General features: G+C 42.0%; 19 protein-coding genes. 3 read left to right on the top strand and 16 right to left on the bottom strand.

Translation table 11 applies throughout. The features are described 5' to 3' along the window. Positions 1-21: 21 nt before the first annotated feature. The 9 genes from hpaI to AACQ83_RS20515 form a co-directional block, all read right to left on the bottom strand. Complete coding sequence (gene hpaI / locus AACQ83_RS20555; protein WP_112879427.1) at positions 22-828, bottom strand: 4-hydroxy-2-oxoheptanedioate aldolase; 807 nt, start codon at positions 826-828, stop codon at positions 22-24. A gap of 11 nt (positions 829-839) precedes the next feature. Beyond that, positions 840-1,643 (bottom strand): 2-oxo-hept-4-ene-1,7-dioate hydratase, encoded by an 804-nt coding sequence (hpaH, locus tag AACQ83_RS20550; protein ID WP_049583187.1) that lies wholly within the window; start codon positions 1,641-1,643, stop codon positions 840-842. Between the two features lie 4 nt (positions 1,644-1,647). Further along, complete coding sequence (locus AACQ83_RS20545) at positions 1,648-3,120, bottom strand: NAD-dependent succinate-semialdehyde dehydrogenase (protein WP_112879426.1); 1,473 nt, start codon at positions 3,118-3,120, stop codon at positions 1,648-1,650. Continuing rightward, the gene (locus tag AACQ83_RS20540; protein WP_192881055.1) at positions 3,110-4,339 is read right to left on the bottom strand and encodes a Bcr/CflA family multidrug efflux MFS transporter; all 1,230 of its coding nucleotides are present in this window, start codon (positions 4,337-4,339) and stop codon (positions 3,110-3,112) included. The genes AACQ83_RS20545 and AACQ83_RS20540 overlap by 11 nt, the downstream gene beginning before the upstream one ends. A 2-nt stretch (positions 4,340-4,341) precedes the next feature. Next, positions 4,342-4,728 carry a 5-carboxymethyl-2-hydroxymuconate Delta-isomerase gene (locus AACQ83_RS20535; RefSeq protein ID WP_112879425.1) on the bottom strand — a complete coding sequence of 129 codons (387 nt, stop codon included), beginning with the start codon at positions 4,726-4,728 and terminating at the stop codon, positions 4,342-4,344. 15 nt (positions 4,729-4,743) lie between these two features. Then, positions 4,744-5,622: a 3,4-dihydroxyphenylacetate 2,3-dioxygenase gene (hpaD, locus tag AACQ83_RS20530; protein ID WP_112879424.1), complete on the bottom strand. Its 879-nt coding sequence runs from the start codon at positions 5,620-5,622 to the stop codon at positions 4,744-4,746. A 64-nt stretch (positions 5,623-5,686) separates the two neighbouring features. Then, positions 5,687-7,153, bottom strand: a complete 1,467-nt coding sequence (hpaE, locus tag AACQ83_RS20525) for a 5-carboxymethyl-2-hydroxymuconate semialdehyde dehydrogenase (RefSeq protein WP_112879423.1) — start codon at positions 7,151-7,153, stop codon at positions 5,687-5,689. Next, positions 7,153-7,914, bottom strand: coding sequence for a fumarylacetoacetate hydrolase family protein (locus AACQ83_RS20520; RefSeq protein WP_112879422.1), 762 nt, complete (start codon positions 7,912-7,914; stop codon positions 7,153-7,155). The genes hpaE and AACQ83_RS20520 overlap by 1 nt, the downstream gene beginning before the upstream one ends. Next, positions 7,911-8,543 carry a fumarylacetoacetate hydrolase family protein gene (locus AACQ83_RS20515; RefSeq protein ID WP_112879421.1) on the bottom strand — a complete coding sequence of 211 codons (633 nt, stop codon included), beginning with the start codon at positions 8,541-8,543 and terminating at the stop codon, positions 7,911-7,913. Before AACQ83_RS20515 ends, AACQ83_RS20520 begins: the two co-directional genes overlap by 4 nt. Before the next feature lie 386 nt (positions 8,544-8,929). Between AACQ83_RS20515 and hpaR the strand changes: the two genes are divergently transcribed. Further along, entirely contained in the window at positions 8,930-9,382 is a 453-nt protein-coding gene (hpaR, locus tag AACQ83_RS20510) for a homoprotocatechuate degradation operon regulator HpaR (protein ID WP_112879420.1), read from the top strand. A gap of 76 nt (positions 9,383-9,458) precedes the next feature. Here the strand turns inward: hpaR and AACQ83_RS20505 are convergent, their stop codons facing one another. From AACQ83_RS20505 to AACQ83_RS24730, 7 genes are all read right to left on the bottom strand, one after another. After that, positions 9,459-10,202 carry a 4'-phosphopantetheinyl transferase family protein gene (locus AACQ83_RS20505; RefSeq protein WP_112879419.1) on the bottom strand — a complete coding sequence of 248 codons (744 nt, stop codon included), beginning with the start codon at positions 10,200-10,202 and terminating at the stop codon, positions 9,459-9,461. A gap of 45 nt (positions 10,203-10,247) precedes the next feature. Continuing rightward, positions 10,248-11,261: a fimbrial protein gene (locus AACQ83_RS20500; RefSeq protein ID WP_112879418.1), complete on the bottom strand. Its 1,014-nt coding sequence runs from the start codon at positions 11,259-11,261 to the stop codon at positions 10,248-10,250. 221 nt (positions 11,262-11,482) lie between these two features. Beyond that, entirely contained in the window at positions 11,483-12,451 is a 969-nt protein-coding gene (locus AACQ83_RS20495) for a fimbrial protein (RefSeq protein ID WP_112879417.1), read from the bottom strand. A gap of 27 nt (positions 12,452-12,478) precedes the next feature. After that, a complete protein-coding gene (locus AACQ83_RS20490) occupies positions 12,479-14,959 on the bottom strand; it encodes a fimbria/pilus outer membrane usher protein (protein WP_240000873.1) in 2,481 nt (826 codons plus the stop codon). 23 nt (positions 14,960-14,982) lie between these two features. Beyond that, the gene (locus tag AACQ83_RS20485) at positions 14,983-15,651 is read right to left on the bottom strand and encodes a fimbrial biogenesis chaperone (RefSeq protein ID WP_112879415.1); all 669 of its coding nucleotides are present in this window, start codon (positions 15,649-15,651) and stop codon (positions 14,983-14,985) included. Positions 15,652-15,715: 64 nt separating this feature from the next. Further along, positions 15,716-16,228 carry a fimbrial protein gene (locus AACQ83_RS20480; RefSeq protein ID WP_112879414.1) on the bottom strand — a complete coding sequence of 171 codons (513 nt, stop codon included), beginning with the start codon at positions 16,226-16,228 and terminating at the stop codon, positions 15,716-15,718. A gap of 1,274 nt (positions 16,229-17,502) precedes the next feature. Next, complete coding sequence (locus AACQ83_RS24730) at positions 17,503-17,778, bottom strand: glycosyltransferase family 9 protein (RefSeq protein ID WP_158537802.1); 276 nt, start codon at positions 17,776-17,778, stop codon at positions 17,503-17,505. A gap of 891 nt (positions 17,779-18,669) precedes the next feature. Between AACQ83_RS24730 and AACQ83_RS20475 the strand changes: the two genes are divergently transcribed. Both AACQ83_RS20475 and AACQ83_RS20470 read left to right on the top strand, forming a co-directional pair. Continuing rightward, a complete protein-coding gene (locus AACQ83_RS20475; RefSeq protein ID WP_112879410.1) occupies positions 18,670-19,275 on the top strand; it encodes a DUF1062 domain-containing protein in 606 nt (201 codons plus the stop codon). A gap of 176 nt (positions 19,276-19,451) precedes the next feature. Continuing rightward, positions 19,452-20,966 carry an MFS transporter gene (locus tag AACQ83_RS20470; RefSeq protein WP_112879409.1) on the top strand — a complete coding sequence of 505 codons (1,515 nt, stop codon included), beginning with the start codon at positions 19,452-19,454 and terminating at the stop codon, positions 20,964-20,966. Positions 20,967-21,502 lie beyond the last annotated feature (536 nt).

Raw genomic sequence — 21,502 nt, 5'->3', positions numbered from 1 at the left:
GTTAAATTGTGATTGCTGAGATTAATAAACACCGGGTGAAGGTGCTGCCGGCAGATCTTTATGCGCGATAAATCGTGCTGCCAGTGCTTCCGCTGTCCGAGCCAGTAAAGTTGTATCAATACCAACAGCAACGAATAGAGCGCCGAGTTTCAGGTAATGCTCGGCAACATTGGGTGCTGACATCAGAATGCCCGGCGCTTTACCCGCTGCTTTGATTTGGGCGATTGCCTGCTCAATTGCGGCTTTCACTTCAGGATGTTGCGGATTATTGGTAAAGCCCATGTCGGAACTTAGATCCGCCGGACCGATAAAAACACCATCCACACCGTCTACTTTGAGGATTTCCGGCAGGTTACGGAGTGCTTCACGGGTTTCTACCTGAACCAGAACGCAGATTTCATCGTTGGCACGATGCAGATAATCAGGAATTCTGTTCCAGTGGGAAGCTCTTGCCAGAGCGCTACCCACACCACGGATACCCGCCGGTGGATAACGGGTTGCGCGAACCGCTTCGTAAGCCTGCTCGGCGTTTTGTATCATGGGGATTAATAACGTTTGGGCGCCGATATCCAGTAGTTGTTTTATGATGACCAGATCATTCCAGGGCGGGCGCACAATGGGATGACTTGGATAAGGGGCGATGGCTTGCAATTGGCTTAAAATCGTCTGAACATCGTTCGGTGCATGTTCGCCATCAATAAGTAGCCAGTCGAAACCGGCTCCGGCCACTAATTCAGCACTATAGGGGTTACAAAGCCCCAACCATAGACCGATTTGTGGGCGGCCTGTTTTTAACGCCTGTTTAAATTTATTGGTTAACCGATCCATATTTTTCCTCCTTAAACAAAACGGCAACTGATAGCGCCGATGGGGCCATAATCCACATGGAAGGTATCCCCTTTATTGGCTGGAACCGGGCGGGTAAAAGATCCACTGAGAATGATTTGCCCCGCTTCAAGCTGAACACCATGTGGGGCCAGTTTGTTTGCTAACCATGCGACACCATTAGCCGGATGATTAAGTACCGCAGCCGCGACACCGGATTCTTCAATCACGCCATTGCGATAGAGCAGGGCGCTGATCCAGCGCAGATCAAACTCATCAGGTTTAATTGGGCGGCCGCCCATAATGACGCCGCCGTTGGCGGCATTGTCAGAAATCGTATCGAACACTTTACGTGGACGCTTGGTTTCCGGATCGATGTTATGGCAACGGGCGTCGATCAATTCCAACGCTGGAATGATGTAATCGGTCGCATTGTAAACATCAAACAGGGTGCAGTTTGGGCCACGCAAAGGTTTTGCCAGGATAAATGCCAGTTCGACCTCAATACGGGGCACAATAAAGCGATCACATGGAATATCACTGCCATCAGGGAAAAACATATCGTCCAGCAGAGCGCCATAATCTGGCTCACTGATTTGTGAACTGGCTTGCATGGCCTTTGAGGTCAGGCCAATTTTATGGCCTTTGAGTACGCGACCTTCGGCAATTTTCAACTCCACCCAGTGACGCTGAATAGCATAAGCATCGTCGATGGTGATTTCAGGGTAATCCAATGAGATCTGGCGTATTTGTTCACGGCTTTTTTCTGCCTGATGCAGACGATGTGCAACCTGTGATACGACTTCTTTCTGTAACATGCGGTTAAACTCCTGTGTCCTCTATGCCACCAAAGCAGAGGTATTTCACTTCCAGATAATCTTCGATACCGTAACGAGAACCTTCACGTCCCAGGCCCGATTGTTTAATGCCGCCAAATGGGGCGGCTTCATTAGAGATCAAACCTTCATTGATCCCGACCATGCCGCTCTCCAGTGCTTCTGCCACACGGTAGATCCGGCCGATATCGCGGGAATAAAAATAAGCCGCCAGCCCAAATTCAGTCTCATTTGCCAGATGGATGGCTTCTGCTTCATCACGGAATTTGAACAGGGGAGCAATAGGGCCGAACGTTTCTTCTTGGGAGATAAGCATGGATTTATTGACATCAGCTAATACGGTAGGTTCGAAGAACAGACCGCCAAGAGCGTGTGGTTTACCTCCGGCTAATATGCGTGCGCCACGAGAAACGGCATCGTTGATATGTTCCTCGACTTTATCGACGGCGGCTTGATTGATCAGTGGGCCTTGTTGTGATTTGGCATCGTTGGCCGGGCCAACCTGCAACCGATTAACGGCTTGTGCCAGACGTTCGGCGAAGGTGTCATAAATGGTTTCCTGCACCAAAATTCGATTAGCGCAAACACAGGTTTGACCGCTGTTGCGGAATTTAGCTATCAACGCTCCTTGTACCGCGGCATCAATATCAGCATCATCAAAAACGATAAATGGTGCATTGCCGCCCAATTCCAGTGATAGCTTTTTCACGGTGTTGGCACTTTGTGCCATCAAGAGCTTACCGACACGGGTTGAACCAGTAAAAGAGAGTTTGCGAACAATCGGGCTTTGGGTCATAACCCCGCCGATGGTTTTCGCATCGATGCCAGTCACCACATTGAATACCCCTGCGGGAATGCCGGCTTGTTCCGCTAGCGCGGCCAGAGCCAGAGCGGAAAGTGGGGTTTCCGAGGCGGGTTTTAGGATCACCGTGCAGCCCGCTGCCAGAGCAGGGCCAACCTTGCGGGTGATCATGGCGTTGGGGAAGTTCCACGGTGTAATGGCTGCCACAACGCCAATAGGTTGTTTGATCGTGGCAATCCGGCGACCGGGCAATGGGCTTGGAATGGTTTCACCGTAGGTACGTTTACCTTCTTCCGCGAACCATTCGATGAAACTGGCGCCATAAGCGATCTCGCCCATAGCTTCTGTCTGTGGCTTCCCTTGCTCCCGGCTCAACAATTCAGCCAGTGTCTGTTGATTTGCCAGCATTAACTGAAACCAATGTTGCAGGATCTGGCTGCGTTGTTTGGCTGTCATGGCTCTCCAGGCAGGCAGGGCTTGCTGAGCGGCTGCAATTGCGCGTTCTGTTTCAGCGGCGCCCATATTACTGACGTGGGCAATAACTTCACCGTTTGCCGGGTTAGTCACCTTAAAAGTTGCTTGGTTGTCGGCATCAGTCCACTGTCCGTTGATATAAGCTTGTTGACGCAGTAATTCTGTATTTACATTATTTGTCATGATTTTTTTCTCCTGAAGACACTTGTGTGAGAGGTTTTCGCTGGTAGAAAGTGGCTAGCTGTTGGCATAACCAACACAATCCAGCACAAACTGTCATTACAAGGGCCATCGCAAAAGGGGTTTCATCTTGGAGTAAAGAGACGGCAACACTGGCGAGTGCGGCCATAGCGAATTGCGCGGAAATAGCGAGTGCGCTGGCGCTGCCGGCAAGTTGACCGCGATGTTGAAGTAATAAAGAGAGGCTGTTAGTACCAATGGCATTAACCAGCGAGATAAACAGTACGACCAAAATGACGATTACAGTCAGACTTTGTTGATAAAAGATAACCAGTAAGATGCCAAACAGCAGTTGAGCACTGGTTTGAATGAATAACAGACGAGAAAGATCGTAGACTTTTAGTAAACGAACATTGAGCAGCACCATTGCCATCATGCCTAGCGCATTACAGGCGAACAGTAAGCCGTAGTAATTTGCCGGAACCTGAAAATAATTGATATAAACGAAAGGGGAACCACTGATAAATGCGAACATAGCGGCACAAGTAAAGGCTAATGTGCCGATAGTTGCCATCGCTTCACCGTCAGTCAGTAACTTGCCGTAATTTTTAAAAGCGGTGATAAGTTTTCCATTGTTACTCTGAGCGGGTAGCGTTTCTGGCAAGAAAAATAGTAATAATATCCCACTGATACAACCAAATAGGCTCAATAGCGTAAATATGGCTTGCCAATTGAAATAGGTTAACAATAAACCACCAAGTAATGGGGCGATAAGCGGCGCTATCATGGTCACTAAGGTCATGAGTGATAGCACGCGTGGTAATTCCTGCGGGCCATAGATGTCACGGGCGATAGCTCGGCCCATGACCACTGCGGCGCCACTGCCAAATGCCTGTAATGAGCGCAGTAAAATCAAGTGTTCAACTTGTGTCACCAAGGTACACAACGCACTGGCAACGACAAATAATGTTATACCGCTGAGCAGCAGTTTTCTGCGCCCTAAATGGTCGCTCAGTGGGCCGTATAACAGCATACCGATACAGAAACCGGCGAAAAATGAGCCCAAGGTATGTTGCATCTGCCCTTGTGTTGCCTGTAATTGCCTTGCCATTTCCGGCAAGGCGGGCAGGTACATATCAATCGACAGAGGCCCGAAGGCCACCAGCGCGCCTAATAAAGGGATTAACCAGCGAGGAGGATGCGGATGAAAGGGCTTCGGCATCACTACTCCTTACGAAACAAGGCGTGGACGTTGTTTTGTTTGTAGTTCAATACCGGGTCTAATTCTTCCATTGTAAAAGAGAGGGCAAGGTAACGTTGTGCCATCAGCGAGGCAAAATGTTGTTTGATCAGAGTGAATAGTATTTCACCAACCTGTTGACGGCTTTCAAGGCTGCGTCCTGCGCCGATTTTCAGTGTCATATGGACGAAGGCGTAATCATGTTGACCATCGGCCATTTGCCAGGTATCCAGCCAGATGGCGCGGCTGCGTATGCCGCCTAATGGGAAAATACTGGTCTCGGCCAGCGCCTGATTCACTTTGGCAAACAACTCAGGCAAATTGGCTTGTTCGCGGATGTTTTCCGTACATTCAGCATAAAAATGTGGCATATAAGTTGCTCCTAATCAGGGGATCGCGGGTTTATCGGTGATGTAATCAGGTAGTGGAAATACGGCGTTGACTTGCCCGGTGCCGGAACTAGCAAACAGTTCAGTCAGAAATTCCACCTTACCGTCATATTTATCCCAACCGAGTAGACCTAATAACATCACCGTGTCGTGCATATTGCCTTCGCCATAACAATAATCTGCATATTCCGGCAGCATCTTGCAGAACTCTTTGAATTTGCCCTCTTTCCAGAGCTGAACTACCCGATGATCCATCTGTTCATCAAATTCTCGGGTATAGCTATTCATGCCCTCTTCAGCGCGTTGATCATCAATAAAGCGGTGAGAAAGGGAACCACTGGCGAGTACCGCCACGGTGCCGTCATATTTCTCAATCGCTGTCAGAATTGCCTCTCCAAGACGACGGCTATCTTCAAAAGCATGGACCGTGCAGAATGCGGAGACCGAGATAACTTTAAAATGTCGGTCACTGTTCATGTAACGCATTGGTACCAGCGTGCCGTACTCCAGTTTCAGGCTTGGGATTTCATGCGCCTGAGCGCGTACGCCGACATTGCGTGCCTCTTCTGCGATCATTTGTCCCAATTCAGGGTTACCGTCATATTCATAACTCATATCCCGGATGAAGTGGGGTAATTCATTACTGGTGTAAATGCCGGAGAAATGGTCGGCGCAATTGATGTGATAGGCACTATTCACCAACCAGTGCGTATCAAACACAATAATGGTATCGACACCTATTTCGCGACAACGGCGACTGATCTCTTTGTGACCATCAATCGCTCCCTGACGGCAACCATGATGCTTCCCCGGTAGTTCAGACAGATACATGGATGGCACATGTGTAATTTTGGCTGCTAACGCTAACTTACCCATAAAATCCTCATTTGATATCAGGACGGCGAACCGGAATTCGCCGTGGTTAACGCTGACGGAACGGTTATACCCCCCAACGTGGGATTGGATGATCCCCCATAGAGATACAGACGTTTTTCATCTCAGCAAACACTTCAAAACTGTATTCACCGCCTTCACGGCCGGTGCCGGAGGCTTTCACGCCGCCGAATGGTTGACGCAGGTCACGGACGTTCTGGGTATTGACGAATACCATGCCGGCTTCAATATTACGGGCCAGACGCAATACCTTGCTGACATCCTGCGTCCAGATATAAGAAGCCAGACCGTACTCCACATCATTTGCCAGGCGCAGACCTTCTGCTTCATCCTTGAATGGCAACAGGCAGGCGACAGGGCCGAAGATCTCCTCCTGAGCAACCCGCATACGATTATCAACATCCGCCAGCACCGTTGGGCGCAGGAAATGGCCCTCTTTCAGGTGTGTCGGCAAATCGATGGGCTTGTCTGGTCCACCAGCCAGCAACGTTGCACCTTCCTCTATTCCCAGACGGATGTAACCGGAGACTTTCTCCCAATGCGGCTTGCTGATAAGTGCACCGATCTGGGTGGTTGGATCTTGTGGATCACCCACCCGCAAACGATTAGCGCGTTCCGCAAAACGCTTAATAAACTCAGGGTAGATACTTTCCTGAATGAAAATGCGTGAACCGGCGGTACAACGTTCACCATTGATAGAGAAAATGGTGAACAGCGCGGCATCCAGTGCCCGCTCAATATCCGCATCTTCGAAGATCAGAACCGGAGATTTACCCCCTAGCTCCATTGAATATTTTTTCAGGCCGGCATTTTTCATAATCTGACGGCCGGTTGCTGTGCCGCCGGTAAACGAAACCGCGCGTACATCGTGATGTTTCACCAGCGCGTCACCAGCGGTAGCGCCATATCCCTGAACCACATTTAGCACACCGGCAGGGATACCGGCTTCTAGTGCCAATTCCCCTAAACGGTTTGCGGTTAATGGGGAAAGTTCTGACATTTTCAGCACTGCGGTGTTACCTAGCGCCAGACAGGGTGCAACTTTCCAGGTGGCAGTCATAAATGGCACGTTCCACGGAGAAATCAGCGCACAAACGCCAACGGGTTGCACCAGCGTATAATTGAGCATCTTGTCATCAACGGGATAGGTATGGCCGTTCATTTGCTGACAAATTTCAGCAAAGAAGTTGAAGTTGTGAGAAGCGCGAGGGATCAGGACATTTTGTGTTTGATGAATGGGCAGACCGGTATCTTTGGTTTCCATTGCGGCGATTTCAGGCACATTCTCATCGATCAGCTCACCCAAACGACGCATCAGGCGAGCACGTTCTTTCATCGGCAGATCGGCCCATTTGGGGAATGCTGCCTTTGCGGCGGCGACGGCTTGATCAATCTCTTCCTGACCACCGGCAGCGACTTCAGCCAGCACTTCGCCGGTAGCCGGGTTTGTGGTTTCAAAATAGGTTTTACTGCTGACGTTTTTGCCGTTGATCCAATGGTTAATTACGGTCATTACAGACTCTCCTCATACTCTTGCTGGCTGACAATACGGTTGACCAGACGCCCTACACCTTCAACTTCAACAATAACTTCATCTCCCGGAACCACATCGGATAATCCTTTTGGCGTGCCGGTAGCGATCATGTCTCCCGGTTGCAGCGTCATGAAGTCGCTTAGATAAGCGATCAAGAATGGGATATTGAAAATCAGATCAGCCGTTGTGCCGCGTTGACGCAATTCACCATTAACCCAGGTGCTTAATGTCAGATTATGCGGATCGGGTACATCTTCTTTATCAACGAACCACGGACCGATGGGAGTCAATGTATCGCGGCTTTTTACCCGGAGATTAGGGCGATAGTAGTTTTCCAGATAGTCACGGATTGCGTAATCGTTACAGACGGTGTACCCGGCAACGTAATCCATCGCTTGTTCTTTAGCGACTTTGTAGGCGGTTTTGCCGATGACAACAACCAGCTCGGCTTCATAATGCATATATTCCACATTATCAGGGCGAACGGAAACCTGACGATGACCGGTTAGCGTATTGGCGGCCTTGATAAAAACCAGCGGTTCTTTGGGGGGCTTAAATTCCAGCTCAGTGGCGTGATCTGCATAATTCAAACCGAGGGCAAACAGGGTACCGTTTGCGGGTGGCAGCCATTGAACGGATTCGCCGGTGATTTTACTGCCATCAGGCAGACAGACATTTTCCTGTTCATCGACGGTAACAAGCAAATCGCGGCCTTGATAGTGAACTCTTGCGTGTTTCATGCTTTTTCTCCCACTTGCACAACCTGATTTTCCAGTGATGGGAAACCCGCTGCCCGAATAACAACTTTGTCGCCCGGTTTGATAGCCACGCGTTGGTGTGGCGTTCCAAGCAGGATCACATCCCCCTCTTTAAGGGTTGCGAAATCACTCAATGCTGCAACTAATTCCGTGGCTGAACGCACCAGATCGGCTGTTGACCAGCGATCAACTTCCTGACCATTGATTTCGGTAACGATATCTAACGCATCAATGAATTTAGGATGGATCATTTGGCCTATGGGGCAAAAACCATCACGACACTTAGCTTTAATTGCTGGACGATAAAAAGCGGTTTCAGGCAGGCTGACTTCATTAGCTAATGCATAACCTGCGATATATTCGGCTGCATTTTCAACGGCAACTTTGCGAGCAGTTTTACCTATCACTAATGCCAATGTCGCTCCGCTTTGGACCTCTTCATTCGCAGGATGGGGAATTGTCTCACCGCAAGTGATAACGGTATTGCGTGGTTTAATGAACCACACCGGTGTTTTAGGTAAGGTGTTATAAGGTGCTTGCTGAAATGAATCATGCCAGAAATCTACTTGGCTCTGATGGTTGAGGGCGACGGCGAAGACAGTGCCTTTCATTAACGATTCCTCATGAACTTAAACAGGCGGTTTTAAGATGCGTTTATTAATATATTAATAAACCAAGGATCGCGTTGTTGCAACATGTTAATGTGTTTGTTAATTTTAATTGTGATCTCAGTAACAATATCTCCACTAAATTTGTTTTTTATCATTATTAATCAATATATTAATCTTTTTTTGGATAAAAGCATTACTCTAACATTAACTTTTTATTAACTTTATTTTTGCGGTTTATTTTTGTTTACTTATTAATATTTTTATGATTTTTTCTTTGTGGTTGACTGAGGGACGTGCTAGTCTTTTTTATTGTGGTTATAGAATGAGATAGTACTTTCAACAGAGAGTAAATCAGTGATTAACTAAGATAAGAGCCTTCATTACCCATGCATGAATCTCTGACAATTGCATTACTTCAGGCGCGAGAAACCGCAATGGGTTTTTTTCGTCCAATCCTTAAGAGTCATAATCTGACTGAACAGCAGTGGCGTATTATTCGTGTACTGTCTGGTAATCGGTCAATTGATTTTTATGATTTGTCTTGCCAGACCTGTATTCTTCGTCCAAGTCTGACTGGGATATTGACTCGCATGGAGCGTGACGGATTGATCTTTCGTCTTAAACCGATGAATGACCAACGCAAACTTTATGTTTCTTTAACGCCGGATGGCCAGAAACTTTATGAAAAGGCGAAAGAGCAGGTAGAACAGGGATATCAGGCGATTGAAAAAGCCTTCTCGCCGGAAAAATTGGTTCAGCTTTCCGCTTTGTTGGAAGAATTAATTGCTGTGGGTAATAACTTACCTGTAAATATAAATACAGAAAAGGAAGTTAAGTAAATAAAATCTCCATTGGAAATGATGGTAATGAAGAATAATGAAATTGCTGAGTAGCATCAGCAATTATTAGTTTTAGCTATTGAATAATTAGCGTTAATATTTCCTGTGGGTAGATAATAAATTGCCCGCGAAATAGTGTACCTGTTGGGTAATGATGGGTGAGAGTTTCCCGCAACACTAATGTTATTTCATTATTTTCTAGGGATAGGGCAGTAATTTCAGCCGCTTCAAAGCCAAAGAACCGTTTTACTTGTGGATAGAGTGCTTTATACAAACTCTCTTTTACCGAAAAGGCAAGGGTAAATGCTTGTTCAAGTGGTAAATGACAATGTTTCAGAAGTTGAATTTCCTTGTCATTCACAATCATTTTTGTGATTTCATCTATATTTTGACGATCGACGATAGCTTCTACATCGACACCAATTAATCGGTTATGAATTTGCGGTGCCGCTAGTACAATTGCACAATGAGATGAATGAGAAACAGAACCGCAAATGTTCTGTGGCCAGATTGGGGCGCGATCATTACCAGAGATCAAATTAAATGCTGGTTGCCCTAATTGCGCTAAAAGTTGTCTGGCGCAATAACGTGCTGTCAGATATTCAGCCCGCCGTTTCTTGACGGCTTTAGCTAATGTGTCAGGGAAGGGGAGATTTAATTGATTGAACAATTCATCGTGATAGTGTGAAAGTTCAAAACGAGCTTGCCAGAAATGTACTTGGGGGTGTTTAACAACCGTTCCATACTCGATTTGAGTGATAAATCCACGGCCATCTTTTGGCAGCGGTGCTTGATTGGTGTGTATAACTGTTTGTTCCATGTTTATTATCCAGATAATGAGATATCTTACAGTTTATACTTAATATCATTCATATTGAATGGTAAAATATGCTGTGGCATTAGCTTTTCCACCTGTTATTTTCTCATCGGTTTGGTAATAGCGGGCAGTGAAAGGTAATTTATAGGTGACGTTTGTTGCTGCATAGCCGAAAACTAGCGGATTTTCCAGAGAAACAGGTGTTGTTCCCATATATAAGATTTGTATACCAACTCCTTTAGCTGTATTTTTACTATTAGGGTTATTTAATTGAATTATACTATCTGGGGCATAATTTATTTTTTCTCCTGAAAAAGTAATTTTGGGTTTAACACTTTCTGTACATTTAATTTCGATATTAAAACCCGCATTACCCGCAGTAGAGCCGATACCTTTAAATAAATAACTCTTCACACGACCAAAATCGACCATTGGCCTTGGGGTTGTTGTCGAGCAAGTTTGAGTTTTTATCGTATAGTTATTTTTAGTTTTTATTCTTATTAATTCTGTACCTGCAAGTGTCTGTAACATAGCAATCTTTCTTGGCCTGAGTACTTTACCGGATGGCAATATTCCTTCTTGGTAAAGATAAACACTGATTTTCCCTATATCTTTTAATGTCATTCCATCTTTATATTTATAAATGTAATTACTGCCGTTTGTTGTGGGTAATTTCATGTTTTCCTCTTCTCCAGAGGCAATAAGATAGAAATAGAGATTATCTATTCCTGTGGTTATCATACCTGTGCCATGAGGTGTATTTCCAGCTTTAGATGGATATACATCTCCCGTAAAAATAAGCGGTTCTCCTGTTGGATCACAATCATGGGGATTAAGAAGCGGCGTATTTTCATTAATATTCATGAGTTGGGCGAGTTGCAATGGTCTAAACTCGCCAACAAGAATGCTTTTTTTCTCATTTATATTGGGATTAATGTTAATACTATTAAGCTCAATATCTAAGCTAATCTGTTTTGCATTTAATAAGCAGCGTGCGTATGTGTTTGTAATACTGAGTAATATTAATGTAAATATTGTGATTATCATTAAGTAGCGTTTCATATATATTCCAGTTGAGATTTATTCTTAATTGCCGATAATTCAATGAAGCCAGAATAATGCTATTATCTTTCTGATATAATTTACTGGTGAAATTAATAGAGCAGATTTATTTCTCGTATAAATCTGCTTTTAATTATTTGTTAACACGACTGCGGAGAGTTTCGCTTTTTATATGTTAGCATAATGTTAATATGCTAATATCAATAGAGGGAGTTGTAAAGCTATTTGTATTCAATTGTGAAGTGTATTGTTGCATTAGCTTTTCCACCGGTTACTTTATCATCTATTTGGTAATAGTGGGCAGTAAGCGGTAAATAATAAAGATCTTTTTGACCTTTCCATTCAGTTATAGTAAGAGGTGTATCCATATAAACAGGATTATTTTCATGTAACAATTGAACACCAATACCTTTGGCGGTTTTTCCCTCGCTGTATTGATGTAGTTTAACAATGCTATTTAGACTTGGGCTCACTACTTCTCCTGTGAACTTAATAGTGGGGATATTTTTATCTTTGCATTGAATGAGAATATAAAAGCTATTACGGCCAGCAGTAGAGCCTTTCCCTTTAAATGAAGAAGTATTCATCCTTCCAAGTTTTATTTCTTTATAGGGTGTGGATGTCATACAGCTTTGACTGCCAATTATATTGTCCTTGTTATATTTGATATTTATTAACTTTTTACCATCACTTGTTGATAAAGAAGATATCAACCCTCTTTTTAGTATGGAGCCTGATTTGATATCACTCGTTTGAATAAGATAGATTGTTATTTTACCGATATCTCTTAACGTTATTTTTCTATGGATGCCATCATGAGAGCTACCCTTCCCATCTCCATCATAAGATACGGAAAAATATAAATTATCTACACTGGTTTTTATCCTACCACTCTCTTTAGAGAATCCTATTCTCCCTGATGTTGTTTCGAAAGATATATTTTCATTATTATCACAGCTAGCAATGGGGGAATCGGCTTTAATTCCTATTTTGTTAGCCAGCTCCATAGGACCGTATTCAGCGATGGTAATAGGTCTTCGGATATTATAGTCTGCATTGATAATTTCATTTATATCAACATTTAAATCAATCGCTTTAAAATCTCTGTGTAATTTACATGAGGCAATTGATTTTGTAACGTTGAGTAGTATTAGTAATAATATTGCTAATGTAATTAATTTATTTTTCATGCTTTCCCTGGGTAAATACTATTTTAATTACTGACAACGCAATGAAGTCAAAATAATACCATTAATTTTTTGATATAATTTACTATCGAATTGAATATGACAGCTTTGTTTATCGCCTAAATCGGCTGTTAATTTTGTTGTGTCACTTACACCACTGAGGAAAACTTCTCCCTTTTCATTCACCATACCATTGACACCATTTGGGCCAGTAATTACTGTGCCGAATGGGAGTTTCTTACCGTTATGTTGTAAAGTTAAAAATACTCGATGACCGACACGAATAGAATAATCCGCCAATACCAATGCCCCCTTGGTTGGAATGACCTTAGTGGTTGGATTATCAGTATCTACGTCATCACCGAGTGTATTGGTATCAAGAGATAACATATTTTCCCGATACTGCGATATATAAGGCACAATGGTATATCCCCGCCAATCTGTACTTATAGAGCTATTATTCAGTACTTTGGCATTGGTTGCGCCAGGGGCACGAATTAAGGCACTGGCGCCGCTTTCGCTAATATTTTGCGCCAGGGTAACGCCATAGGGATGGGCAATAATTGCGCCTTCTAATCCATAATTAACCCGCTGATTTTTTCTATGATCAGTGGTATAGCCTACATTAATTGAACCATATGAACCTCTGTAATATAGACTGGCGGCATTACCTGATTGTTTTTCTTTCTCTGATTTTTCGTAGCTGTAATCCTGAGAAATCATATAGTTCAGATTTTGTTGTTCCAGTAAAGAGCCGGATAATATCATTGAATGCTGGCTGCTACCGTTGGTGTTATAAGCGGTATCATAATCTACCGATGCGCTGTGATTATCTGATGGCAGCCATTTATCCAGAGGAATACTGATATTGAATGAAAACACTTGATCATTATTAATACTTGAGCGATTACGATGGTAATTATAGCTCAATGACAAAGAGATATCATGAATATTAGAATTATAGGACATAGAATATGACTGATTCTTACGGGTTTTATCTTGCCAGTAATCTTGCTGCCAAGCCGATAATGAAAGACTGCCATATTGTCCTAAGCTTTGACCCATCGTTATTTGCATCCGGTTTTTAGGCGAGCTATTTCTGTTATTATCAGCAAATGGGTGGTTATTATTGGCATCGCTAAAGCTATAATAACCATTGGTATTGTAGCGATAACCTGCTAATGTCACTGTTGTATTGGTTTCAGTAAAACCTTTACTGTAGCGTATCTGATAAGATTGTCCTCTTTTCTTTTCTCCATTTGGAAAATGAGTTGCTGCATTGGTGACATCGATTGACACCGCCCCAATTTTTCCCAGATTATGCCCTAAACCTAATGCATGACTTTGATAGTCAGAAGAAACAATGACTCCACCATAAATGGTGGTGCTATCCCATAACCCGTAAATCGCTTCTGTCTGAATAAATCTTTTTTTACTGGCCTGTTTGCCACCACTGAATTTACCGATATTAGCAAAATATTTTATTTGACCGGTACGGATCATCAATGGTGAGGCAGCAAAGGGCTGAGTAAATTTTCTGACATTGCCATTTTCTTCATAAATGGATATTTCCAGATCACCATTCAGGTTACTGGGGTAAATATCGGTAATTTCAAAAGCGCCTGGTGGAACAAAAGTCTGATAAATAATATTATCTTTCTGGTGCACTTCTACTCTTGCGTGAGTCATCGCAATACCGCGGACAACAGGCGCAAACCCTTGCTGGCTATCGGGCAACATTTGGCTATCAGACATCAATTTAATGCCATTAAAAGTGAAACTATCGAATACCATGCTATCGGTGGATGTTTCACCCAATACCAGCCGAGATCTCAATGAGCGAATATCCCGTTCAGCATAGGCTTTAAGCGATTGCCATTCAGATGTTGTACCCGTATGGTTGTAGTAACTATTATGACGAATTCGCCACGGACCTAAATTAAAACCACTACGTAAATTCAGATATTGATTCTGTTCACTTTGATTTTTATTCCAGGATTGCATTCCTGTCAGATGGTAATTGGTGAAAAACATAGGCAGACCATCATCCCATTGATCAGGAGAGATATCTCCCCTGATTTGTGATTGCATGGCGGCCTGAGGAAAATTTAGGTTCAAAGTAAGCTGACTTAAATCCAGTTCTGCTGATGCATGTTGGATATATTTTTCTGGTTGAGAAATGATTTCTTGTTCAGCAAGTGATGCTAATTCAGGGAAGCTTGTTATTTTTACCCCGATTTCTTTCAGTAAACGGATAGATAATTCAGGGCAAAGTTTCTCACCACAGTCAATAAAGGATAGGCTTTTAATGCCAATATCCTTTTTATTGACGATAACGTTAACTTTATAGACACCAGGAATGTAGGAGTCAGTTTTTGCCAGACTCTCCAGATTAATATTTTCTCTGTCTTCGTCTGATAATTGTAATGCATTGATATCGAAATACAGCTCCGCATATGCTGGCAACGATAAACAACAAATCATTAAAGCAAAACTGATTATTCTTTTCACAATACACTCATCAGACAATATTATCAGAAATTAAACTGGCGCTCTTCTGTTGTGCCACCGTAATCATTGATAGCAGTCAGAATTACGCTTTTTATGCCATTTTTGGTTGCAAATACTTTATGACTAAAAGGAGGAATAAATCCGGGTCTGGGTATTAATGTTCCGTCAATTTTCATCTCATTAAGATTAACGTAATAAGCTGTGGGGTTAGTTAATTGAACACCATTGGCATTACGTGATGCTGCCAAACGATTAATGGCATCATTAGCATCGTTATCAGATAGCCCTGATGGACGATAAATCAGTTTGATAATGTTTTTTATCGTGATGATCATCTTGCTATTGTCATTTTTTTCAACTGCCGGAATCGCATTGACATTGAGTAAAAATATCGATTCACGATCCGCTGGCAGATGATTGCCGATATATGAAACACGGATTTGGTGCTCGCTCTCTTTCGACATTTTAAACAATGGCGGGGTAATAACGAACGGTACTTTATTTTGGCTATTATCGATATTATCTACCCATGATTGTACAAGGTAAGGTCTTTCTGTATCCGAGTTGGTGATAGAAATCGAGGCTTCTTTTTGTGAGCCATTATAGATCAGGCGAGTTCCACCTAAAGTAATCCCTGCTTGTACTTGTCCCATAAAAAAGACAAGCAAAAAGGGAGTAATAAAGCGAAGCATTTTTACTCCTTTAGTTATAAATAATATTTTGTTAAGTTAGCTTTAATAAAGTATTTATCTGATTTTATGGGTATATAAGTGTGAAGTTTACGTCTGAATTAATAGTACCATGACCTATTGTAGCATGGGTTGATTGTAATTTTGCTATAAGAGGGATGCTGGTATTTCCTCCTGTGATTTTATAACCAGATACTTTTTCGTTGGCATTTATTTTAGTTGTATTATCATCTTTAGTGAGCTGAATACCGACGCCGGAAACGTTTGAAGAGTACAAATTACGATCATCGGAGTTTGGAGTACCGAAAAATTGGATATCTATATCTGAACCGGGGCAATTGGTTAAATCAATTTTAAATAACTGAGAAGCTACTATGGTTCCCGTTGCGTTCTTAAATCTTTCTTTTGGTATTTTGCCAAAATTAACTTCTTGAATTCCTTTACTACCGCTGCTAATAGTACAGCCGTTCGCAAGGATAGTACCTCGGAATTTAATTGTTCCATCATAAGATAACGCACTGAAACTACTGAAAACTGCTGATACCGTCACTAAAGAAGCCAAAATAAAATTCTTTTTCATTTAAAAACGCCTTACCTTAATAAATATGTTTTTTAGTCTTGTCTATCCAATAAAAATATATATCTGACCATTAGGATAGTTTAATGGTTGATAATATCATTGAAGTCATTTTTATCATGGTATAGAATGCAATCGCATTTTTAACCATTTTTTACATATATTTTTAGTTTATCATAAATTAGTCATTGTTTCTCACCATGTTATAGTCTGTGTATTTATATTGTTGATAATAAATTTATGATATTGATTTTTGATATAGAAAAGAATGGTTTTTTCTCTGAGATATCATCTATTCTTGTAAGCTTATTCGTGTTGTTAGTAATAATTCTTATTTTTATTAAGATGTTTAAAACCCTACGACACGATAAGCCCCGTGTTAATATACCCGTTATCTTTCAAGTTGCCTCTTTGTTGGCTGTACTCACTCACCCCGGTCACATAGTTATCTATGCTCCCAAGGATTCGCTCCCTTGCCGTCGCGATGCATCTTGAAATCCATAGGGTATAACAAAATTCTTTTAATGTATTGCTAATAACGTAGTGAAAAGTTCTTATAGGCAAGGTACATAGTACATCATATGGATAGATTCATCTTCACTATTTTTATTGAAATGGAGATTCAATAGCGATATTAATAAAAGTAGTCTATAGCTACTCAACGCACTAGTATCTTACTCAAAGAAAGTGAATATTCTGATTGGGCAAACCGTAATATGTAATGCCATCGCATTAATGATATTAATACGATCGGATAAACTGCCATCTTAACCACAGTTAAGATAACGAAAATTTCTTCTTATTTTTCTTAGAACCTTAAGTTGATTTCCAATTCAGAATTTCGTCTTTGCTTTAGTTTTATTCTCACTCGATGGAAAGTAGTATTAACTAAAATATGATCTTTTTCAACAATTTAAACAAAAAAATAGTATTTTTTTTGAAATTAATTAAAATTTCTTTCTATTTCATTGTGTTATAAAATTAAATTAATCGATTGATTGAGTTAATTTAATCAAGAAATAATAATGATGTTTATTTAATGTCTTATTTTTCATCATGATATAAATTAGACAAATTGATTCATTTTTGTCTTATTATTAATTCGGATATTCTATTGCTATCGATGTGGCTGTATATTTCATCGTCAAAATCATTAATCACAGTTTTAGTCATGGAAGAAATTAATTGAGCTGGAACTGCGGCGTTAACAGATGTCATCTATGTGGTGTATACATATACATTTAGCGTTTCTGTTTGGTGGAGTGACATCGAAACAGTTAACAAGTTACTGCGCATTCGCATGAGTAAGTGTAAATAACTTTACCTACAGCTTGTAATTTTTTGTTTAACGCGGCGGCTAAATGGCATATTCCACCATCACTGACAATGATCAGATCGGTACTGTTGAGAAGTGATAAAAAAGAGTGTAATGATTGGCATTCTACTATTTGAGTTTGGTCTCTTATCATTGCAGATAATTTCTCAGCATTTGATCTGTCATGTCGAAGAGTGGAGATAATAAATCTCACATTTGGAAAATAATTTCTAAACATTTTTGGGTCCCTAAACGCCATAAAAATAGATTATTCAGTTTCATGGGGGTGGGTTTTGCTGAAATGGCGATATCAAAATGTAATTTACGCCATTTCAATGCGGTTCCCAGAGTCGTAATATATTTATTTCCTCTGGGAATAATATGTATACCCGTTATCTTTCAAGTTGCCTCTTTGTTGGCTGCACTCACTCACCCCGGTCACATAGTTATCTATGCTCCCGGGGATTCACTCCCTTGCCGTCGCGATGCATCTTGAAATCCATTGGGTATATTGTAACTTCAGGGCAAAGATAATCAGCTAATTCCTTATTGTTAGATTCGATAAATAGATGGATCTCTGCTATGGGAAATTTATATTGTAAATATTTGATTAATGGTTGAGTGCAAATTAAATCACCAAGGCCATTACGGTGTAAAATTGCAATTTTCATTTGTTGTTAACTAGCATATGGGCAAATAGTGCTAATAATATTGTAACTTTCGATACCATGAAGTGGTCATGGTAACTTTTGTATCCGTAAATTGCATATAGTAATTAATACGGAACTCCCTGAAATCGCTTACATCGAGCTTATCATAATTGGGGAACAAGCTTAGCTACTGTTGGAGGGTAATGTTCTGTTGCCCTGGTAAAAGAATGATATGAGGCAGGTGTTCTACCTAACATGCAACAGTTTCAGGTGGGGATATAAAAAAGGTCATTCCGTCTCATCTGTTATCTGAATGCTGTGTGCTGTACCAAGATCTGCAAAACATAAACATTAATGTCACTAAGCAACGAATTGATAAAGGGTTTCAAGATCTGATGTTATAGAATATCATCAAAATCAGATCTGAAATTGACCAATTTAGCCGTAACTTATTTAACCAATTTAAACGTGGATCTATCATGACAAATAGAAATGTTATCTGGTTAGTAAGGCCTGTAGGCTATCAGGCCATTTTGAAACGTTGCCCTAGCTGTGAAGTAAAAAAGGAGTTTTATCCAGCCGGCACTTTTAGGGTTAATGCGCAAAAAAAAGTTTTAGATGTGTGGAACATCTATAAATGTGAAAAATGTGATTACACTTGGAATATTGATATTTTTTCCAGGATTCATGTCAACAAATTGGAAAGCAATTTGTATGAACGGTTTTTGCACAATGATCAAGATGAAATACGGCGATATGCTTTTGATTATCGAGTATTGGCAAAAAATAGAGCCGAACTCGGCGCTGCTCCTGACTTTATCATAGAAGGTAAAGAGCTTCAGGATATCACCCAAATTCCAGCGGCAGAGATCACAATTCAGCTTGAATATCCCATTCCTATCAGATTGATCTCAATCTTGACCAAAAAGCTTTCATTGTCACGTAGTCGAGTGGCTAGGCTCGTTAATCAAGGCACTATTCAGGGGGTAACTGAAACGGAATTAAATAAAAAGTTAAAGCGAGATATCACTCTTAGTATTAACGTTAACAATTTATTGCAAGAATATGATAGTTATTGCGTCTAAATGACGCCAGATTTTCTGGAGATGACATATACCCTATGGATTTCAAGATGCATTGCGACGGCAAGGGAGTGAATCCCCGGGAGCATAGATAACGATGTGACCGGGGTGAGTGAGTGCAGCTAACAAAGAGGCAACTTGAAAGATAACGGGTATAGCAGTAAAAATGGATGAATGAAATGAATATGATAAAGAAATGGTGGGTGCTCACTGCTGTTTCAGTCGCGTTATCGCTGGTTGCTATCGATATGACAGTGTTATATACCGCGTTACCGAGTCTGACCCACAGTTTGGGGGCGAATACAACGGAAAAGTTATGGATAGTGAATATCTATCCTCTTGTCGTCTCTGGGCTGTTGCTAGGCGCGGGTACCTTGGGAGATCGCATTGGGCATAAACGGTTGTTTGTTTATGGTCTCATCATCTTTGGCTTCTCATCCTTGATAGCGGCCTACTCTTATTCGCCAGAAATGTTGGTTGTTTTTCGGGCATTATTAGGGGTTGGCGCGGCAATAATGATGCCTGCCACATTGTCGATTATCGCTTTGACATTTGAAGATGAAGATGAGAAATCATTTGCCATTGGGATTTGGACAGCGGTTGCCTCTGGCGGCGCGGCAATAGGTCCCCTGATTGGCGGCTTATTGCTTGAATATTTTTGGTGGGGATCAGTGTTTCTGATCAACGTTCCTCTGGTGATTGTGACATTAATTCTGTCGTGGTTGTTTGTCCCAACGGCGAGAACAGATTCGTCTCATCCGTGGGATCTTATTGGCTCATTGCAGATCATGGTTGTCTTGATAAGTTTCGCCTATGCCATCAAGGAGTTTGCCAAACAAGATCCCTCCTATATCGGGATATTGGTCACTTTCACCTTGACGATAGGTTTTCTGGCGCTGTTTATTCGACGGCAGAAACGTAGTGTGCATCCATTGATTGACTTTAACCTTTTTAAAAGCCCAGCCTTTTCATCTGCGGTTATCTCTGGGCTAGTGGCTTCCGCCTGTTTGATGGGTATTAATTTGGTGTTAAGCCAGCGTTTGCAATTGGTATTGTCATTAACACCTTTGCAAGCCGGGCTCTATTTTCTGCCTTTTTCATTGGGTGCGATTGTCGCAAGTCCTGTGAGTGGTTGGATTCTTCCTCGTTTAGGCAGTGAACGATTCCTCATTACCTCTTTGCTGGTGTATGCCTTTGCCATACTGGCTCTCATGGCGAGTTTCTCAATGTCTCTACCTGTGCAGGTAGTTTGCTTTTTTGTGCTGGGGACATGTATCGGGGCAACAATGACTGCGGCGTCCAGTACTATCATGCAGGCTGTACCGCCAAATCGGGCAGGTATGGCGGCGTCCGTTGAAGAGGTTTCCTATGAATTGGGCGGTGGGTTGGGCATTGCTATCATGGGTAGTATTATGTCAGTCATCTATAGCTATTTTATTGAAATTCCAGTAAATTCTCCCATCTACGATGCGGCTAAAGATGGTATTGATGGCGCGTTGACTGCGGCTAAAGGAATGGCGCCGGATGCGGGGCAGGCTTTGGTAAGTCTTGCTAAGTCAGCGTTCGACGATGCTGTTTTTTCTGTGATGGGCGCTGCGTCCCTGCTTCTCCTGATAATAGCGGTGTTGGTATGGTTCAATTTTCGTCGCTCCTCACTGAGTGATACATCTCATGCTGCGATTCATCGTCAGTGAAATCGGTGAGCAGGATTGATTGTACCAGTCGTTTCTTAATAGGAAGCTAATGGTTGAATAAGGGAACCGCTTTTTTGCTGGTTCCCTTCCTCATTTAGCTTCATGGGCACGCTTGGGTTTTGCCTTGATATTCAACCCGGTGACCTTTTTTTATTCACTCCAGACATTGATAGCGATTAATTAGCTGTTTTATGTGATATTTATCACATTTTTTCATGTTCATATGACAAATATCGTGATCTTGTGGTCATAATATTTAGAGAGTGAAATTCTCTGTTACTTGTCTCCACTCCATCCTACTCAGCTGGACGCGGTCTATTGTTCTCGCTAACGCCACGTATTAAATGATGGCTATTTTGCGCTGTCATTTTTTTACCGCGGAACAGACCGCCGCTATTTAAAAGAGCCACATGTCATGGCTCGTTTAATGGCTTCTTGCGTTATCCCCGTTTCAGGATAATGGTTCAATGATGTAAGGTTTCAAATATGGATGGATTAGTTTTCACCTGCCGAATTGGCGAACTGCCCCAAACCAC

The organism is Photorhabdus sp. S10-54 (assembly GCF_963878145.1).
GTDB lineage: Bacteria > Pseudomonadota > Gammaproteobacteria > Enterobacterales > Enterobacteriaceae > Photorhabdus > Photorhabdus kayaii.
Note: the sequence above shows the minus strand (reverse complement) of the source record. Positions and strands in the feature narration are given on the sequence as shown.

What these genes read in the sequence shown, in the direction of transcription:
- hpaI (WP_112879427.1), bottom strand. Translation starts at nt 828, where the DNA reads ATGGATCGGTTAACCAATAAATTTAAACAGGCGTTAAAAACAGGCCGC.
- hpaH (WP_049583187.1), bottom strand. Translation starts at nt 1,643, where the DNA reads ATGTTACAGAAAGAAGTCGTATCACAGGTTGCACATCGTCTGCATCAG.
- AACQ83_RS20545 (WP_112879426.1), bottom strand. Translation starts at nt 3,120, where the DNA reads ATGACAAATAATGTAAATACAGAATTACTGCGTCAACAAGCTTATATC.
- AACQ83_RS20540 (WP_192881055.1), bottom strand. Translation starts at nt 4,339, where the DNA reads ATGCCGAAGCCCTTTCATCCGCATCCTCCTCGCTGGTTAATCCCTTTA.
- AACQ83_RS20535 (WP_112879425.1), bottom strand. Translation starts at nt 4,728, where the DNA reads ATGCCACATTTTTATGCTGAATGTACGGAAAACATCCGCGAACAAGCC.
- hpaD (WP_112879424.1), bottom strand. Translation starts at nt 5,622, where the DNA reads ATGGGTAAGTTAGCGTTAGCAGCCAAAATTACACATGTGCCATCCATG.
- hpaE (WP_112879423.1), bottom strand. Translation starts at nt 7,153, where the DNA reads ATGACCGTAATTAACCATTGGATCAACGGCAAAAACGTCAGCAGTAAA.
- AACQ83_RS20520 (WP_112879422.1), bottom strand. Translation starts at nt 7,914, where the DNA reads ATGAAACACGCAAGAGTTCACTATCAAGGCCGCGATTTGCTTGTTACC.
- AACQ83_RS20515 (WP_112879421.1), bottom strand. Translation starts at nt 8,543, where the DNA reads ATGAAAGGCACTGTCTTCGCCGTCGCCCTCAACCATCAGAGCCAAGTA.
- hpaR (WP_112879420.1), top strand. Translation starts at nt 8,930, where the DNA reads ATGCATGAATCTCTGACAATTGCATTACTTCAGGCGCGAGAAACCGCA.
- AACQ83_RS20505 (WP_112879419.1), bottom strand. Translation starts at nt 10,202, where the DNA reads ATGGAACAAACAGTTATACACACCAATCAAGCACCGCTGCCAAAAGAT.
- AACQ83_RS20500 (WP_112879418.1), bottom strand. Translation starts at nt 11,261, where the DNA reads ATGAAACGCTACTTAATGATAATCACAATATTTACATTAATATTACTC.
- AACQ83_RS20495 (WP_112879417.1), bottom strand. Translation starts at nt 12,451, where the DNA reads ATGAAAAATAAATTAATTACATTAGCAATATTATTACTAATACTACTC.
- AACQ83_RS20485 (WP_112879415.1), bottom strand. Translation starts at nt 15,651, where the DNA reads ATGCTTCGCTTTATTACTCCCTTTTTGCTTGTCTTTTTTATGGGACAA.
- AACQ83_RS20480 (WP_112879414.1), bottom strand. Translation starts at nt 16,228, where the DNA reads ATGAAAAAGAATTTTATTTTGGCTTCTTTAGTGACGGTATCAGCAGTT.
- AACQ83_RS24730 (WP_158537802.1), bottom strand. Translation starts at nt 17,778, where the DNA reads ATGTTTAGAAATTATTTTCCAAATGTGAGATTTATTATCTCCACTCTT.
- AACQ83_RS20475 (WP_112879410.1), top strand. Translation starts at nt 18,670, where the DNA reads ATGACAAATAGAAATGTTATCTGGTTAGTAAGGCCTGTAGGCTATCAG.
- AACQ83_RS20470 (WP_112879409.1), top strand. Translation starts at nt 19,452, where the DNA reads ATGAATATGATAAAGAAATGGTGGGTGCTCACTGCTGTTTCAGTCGCG.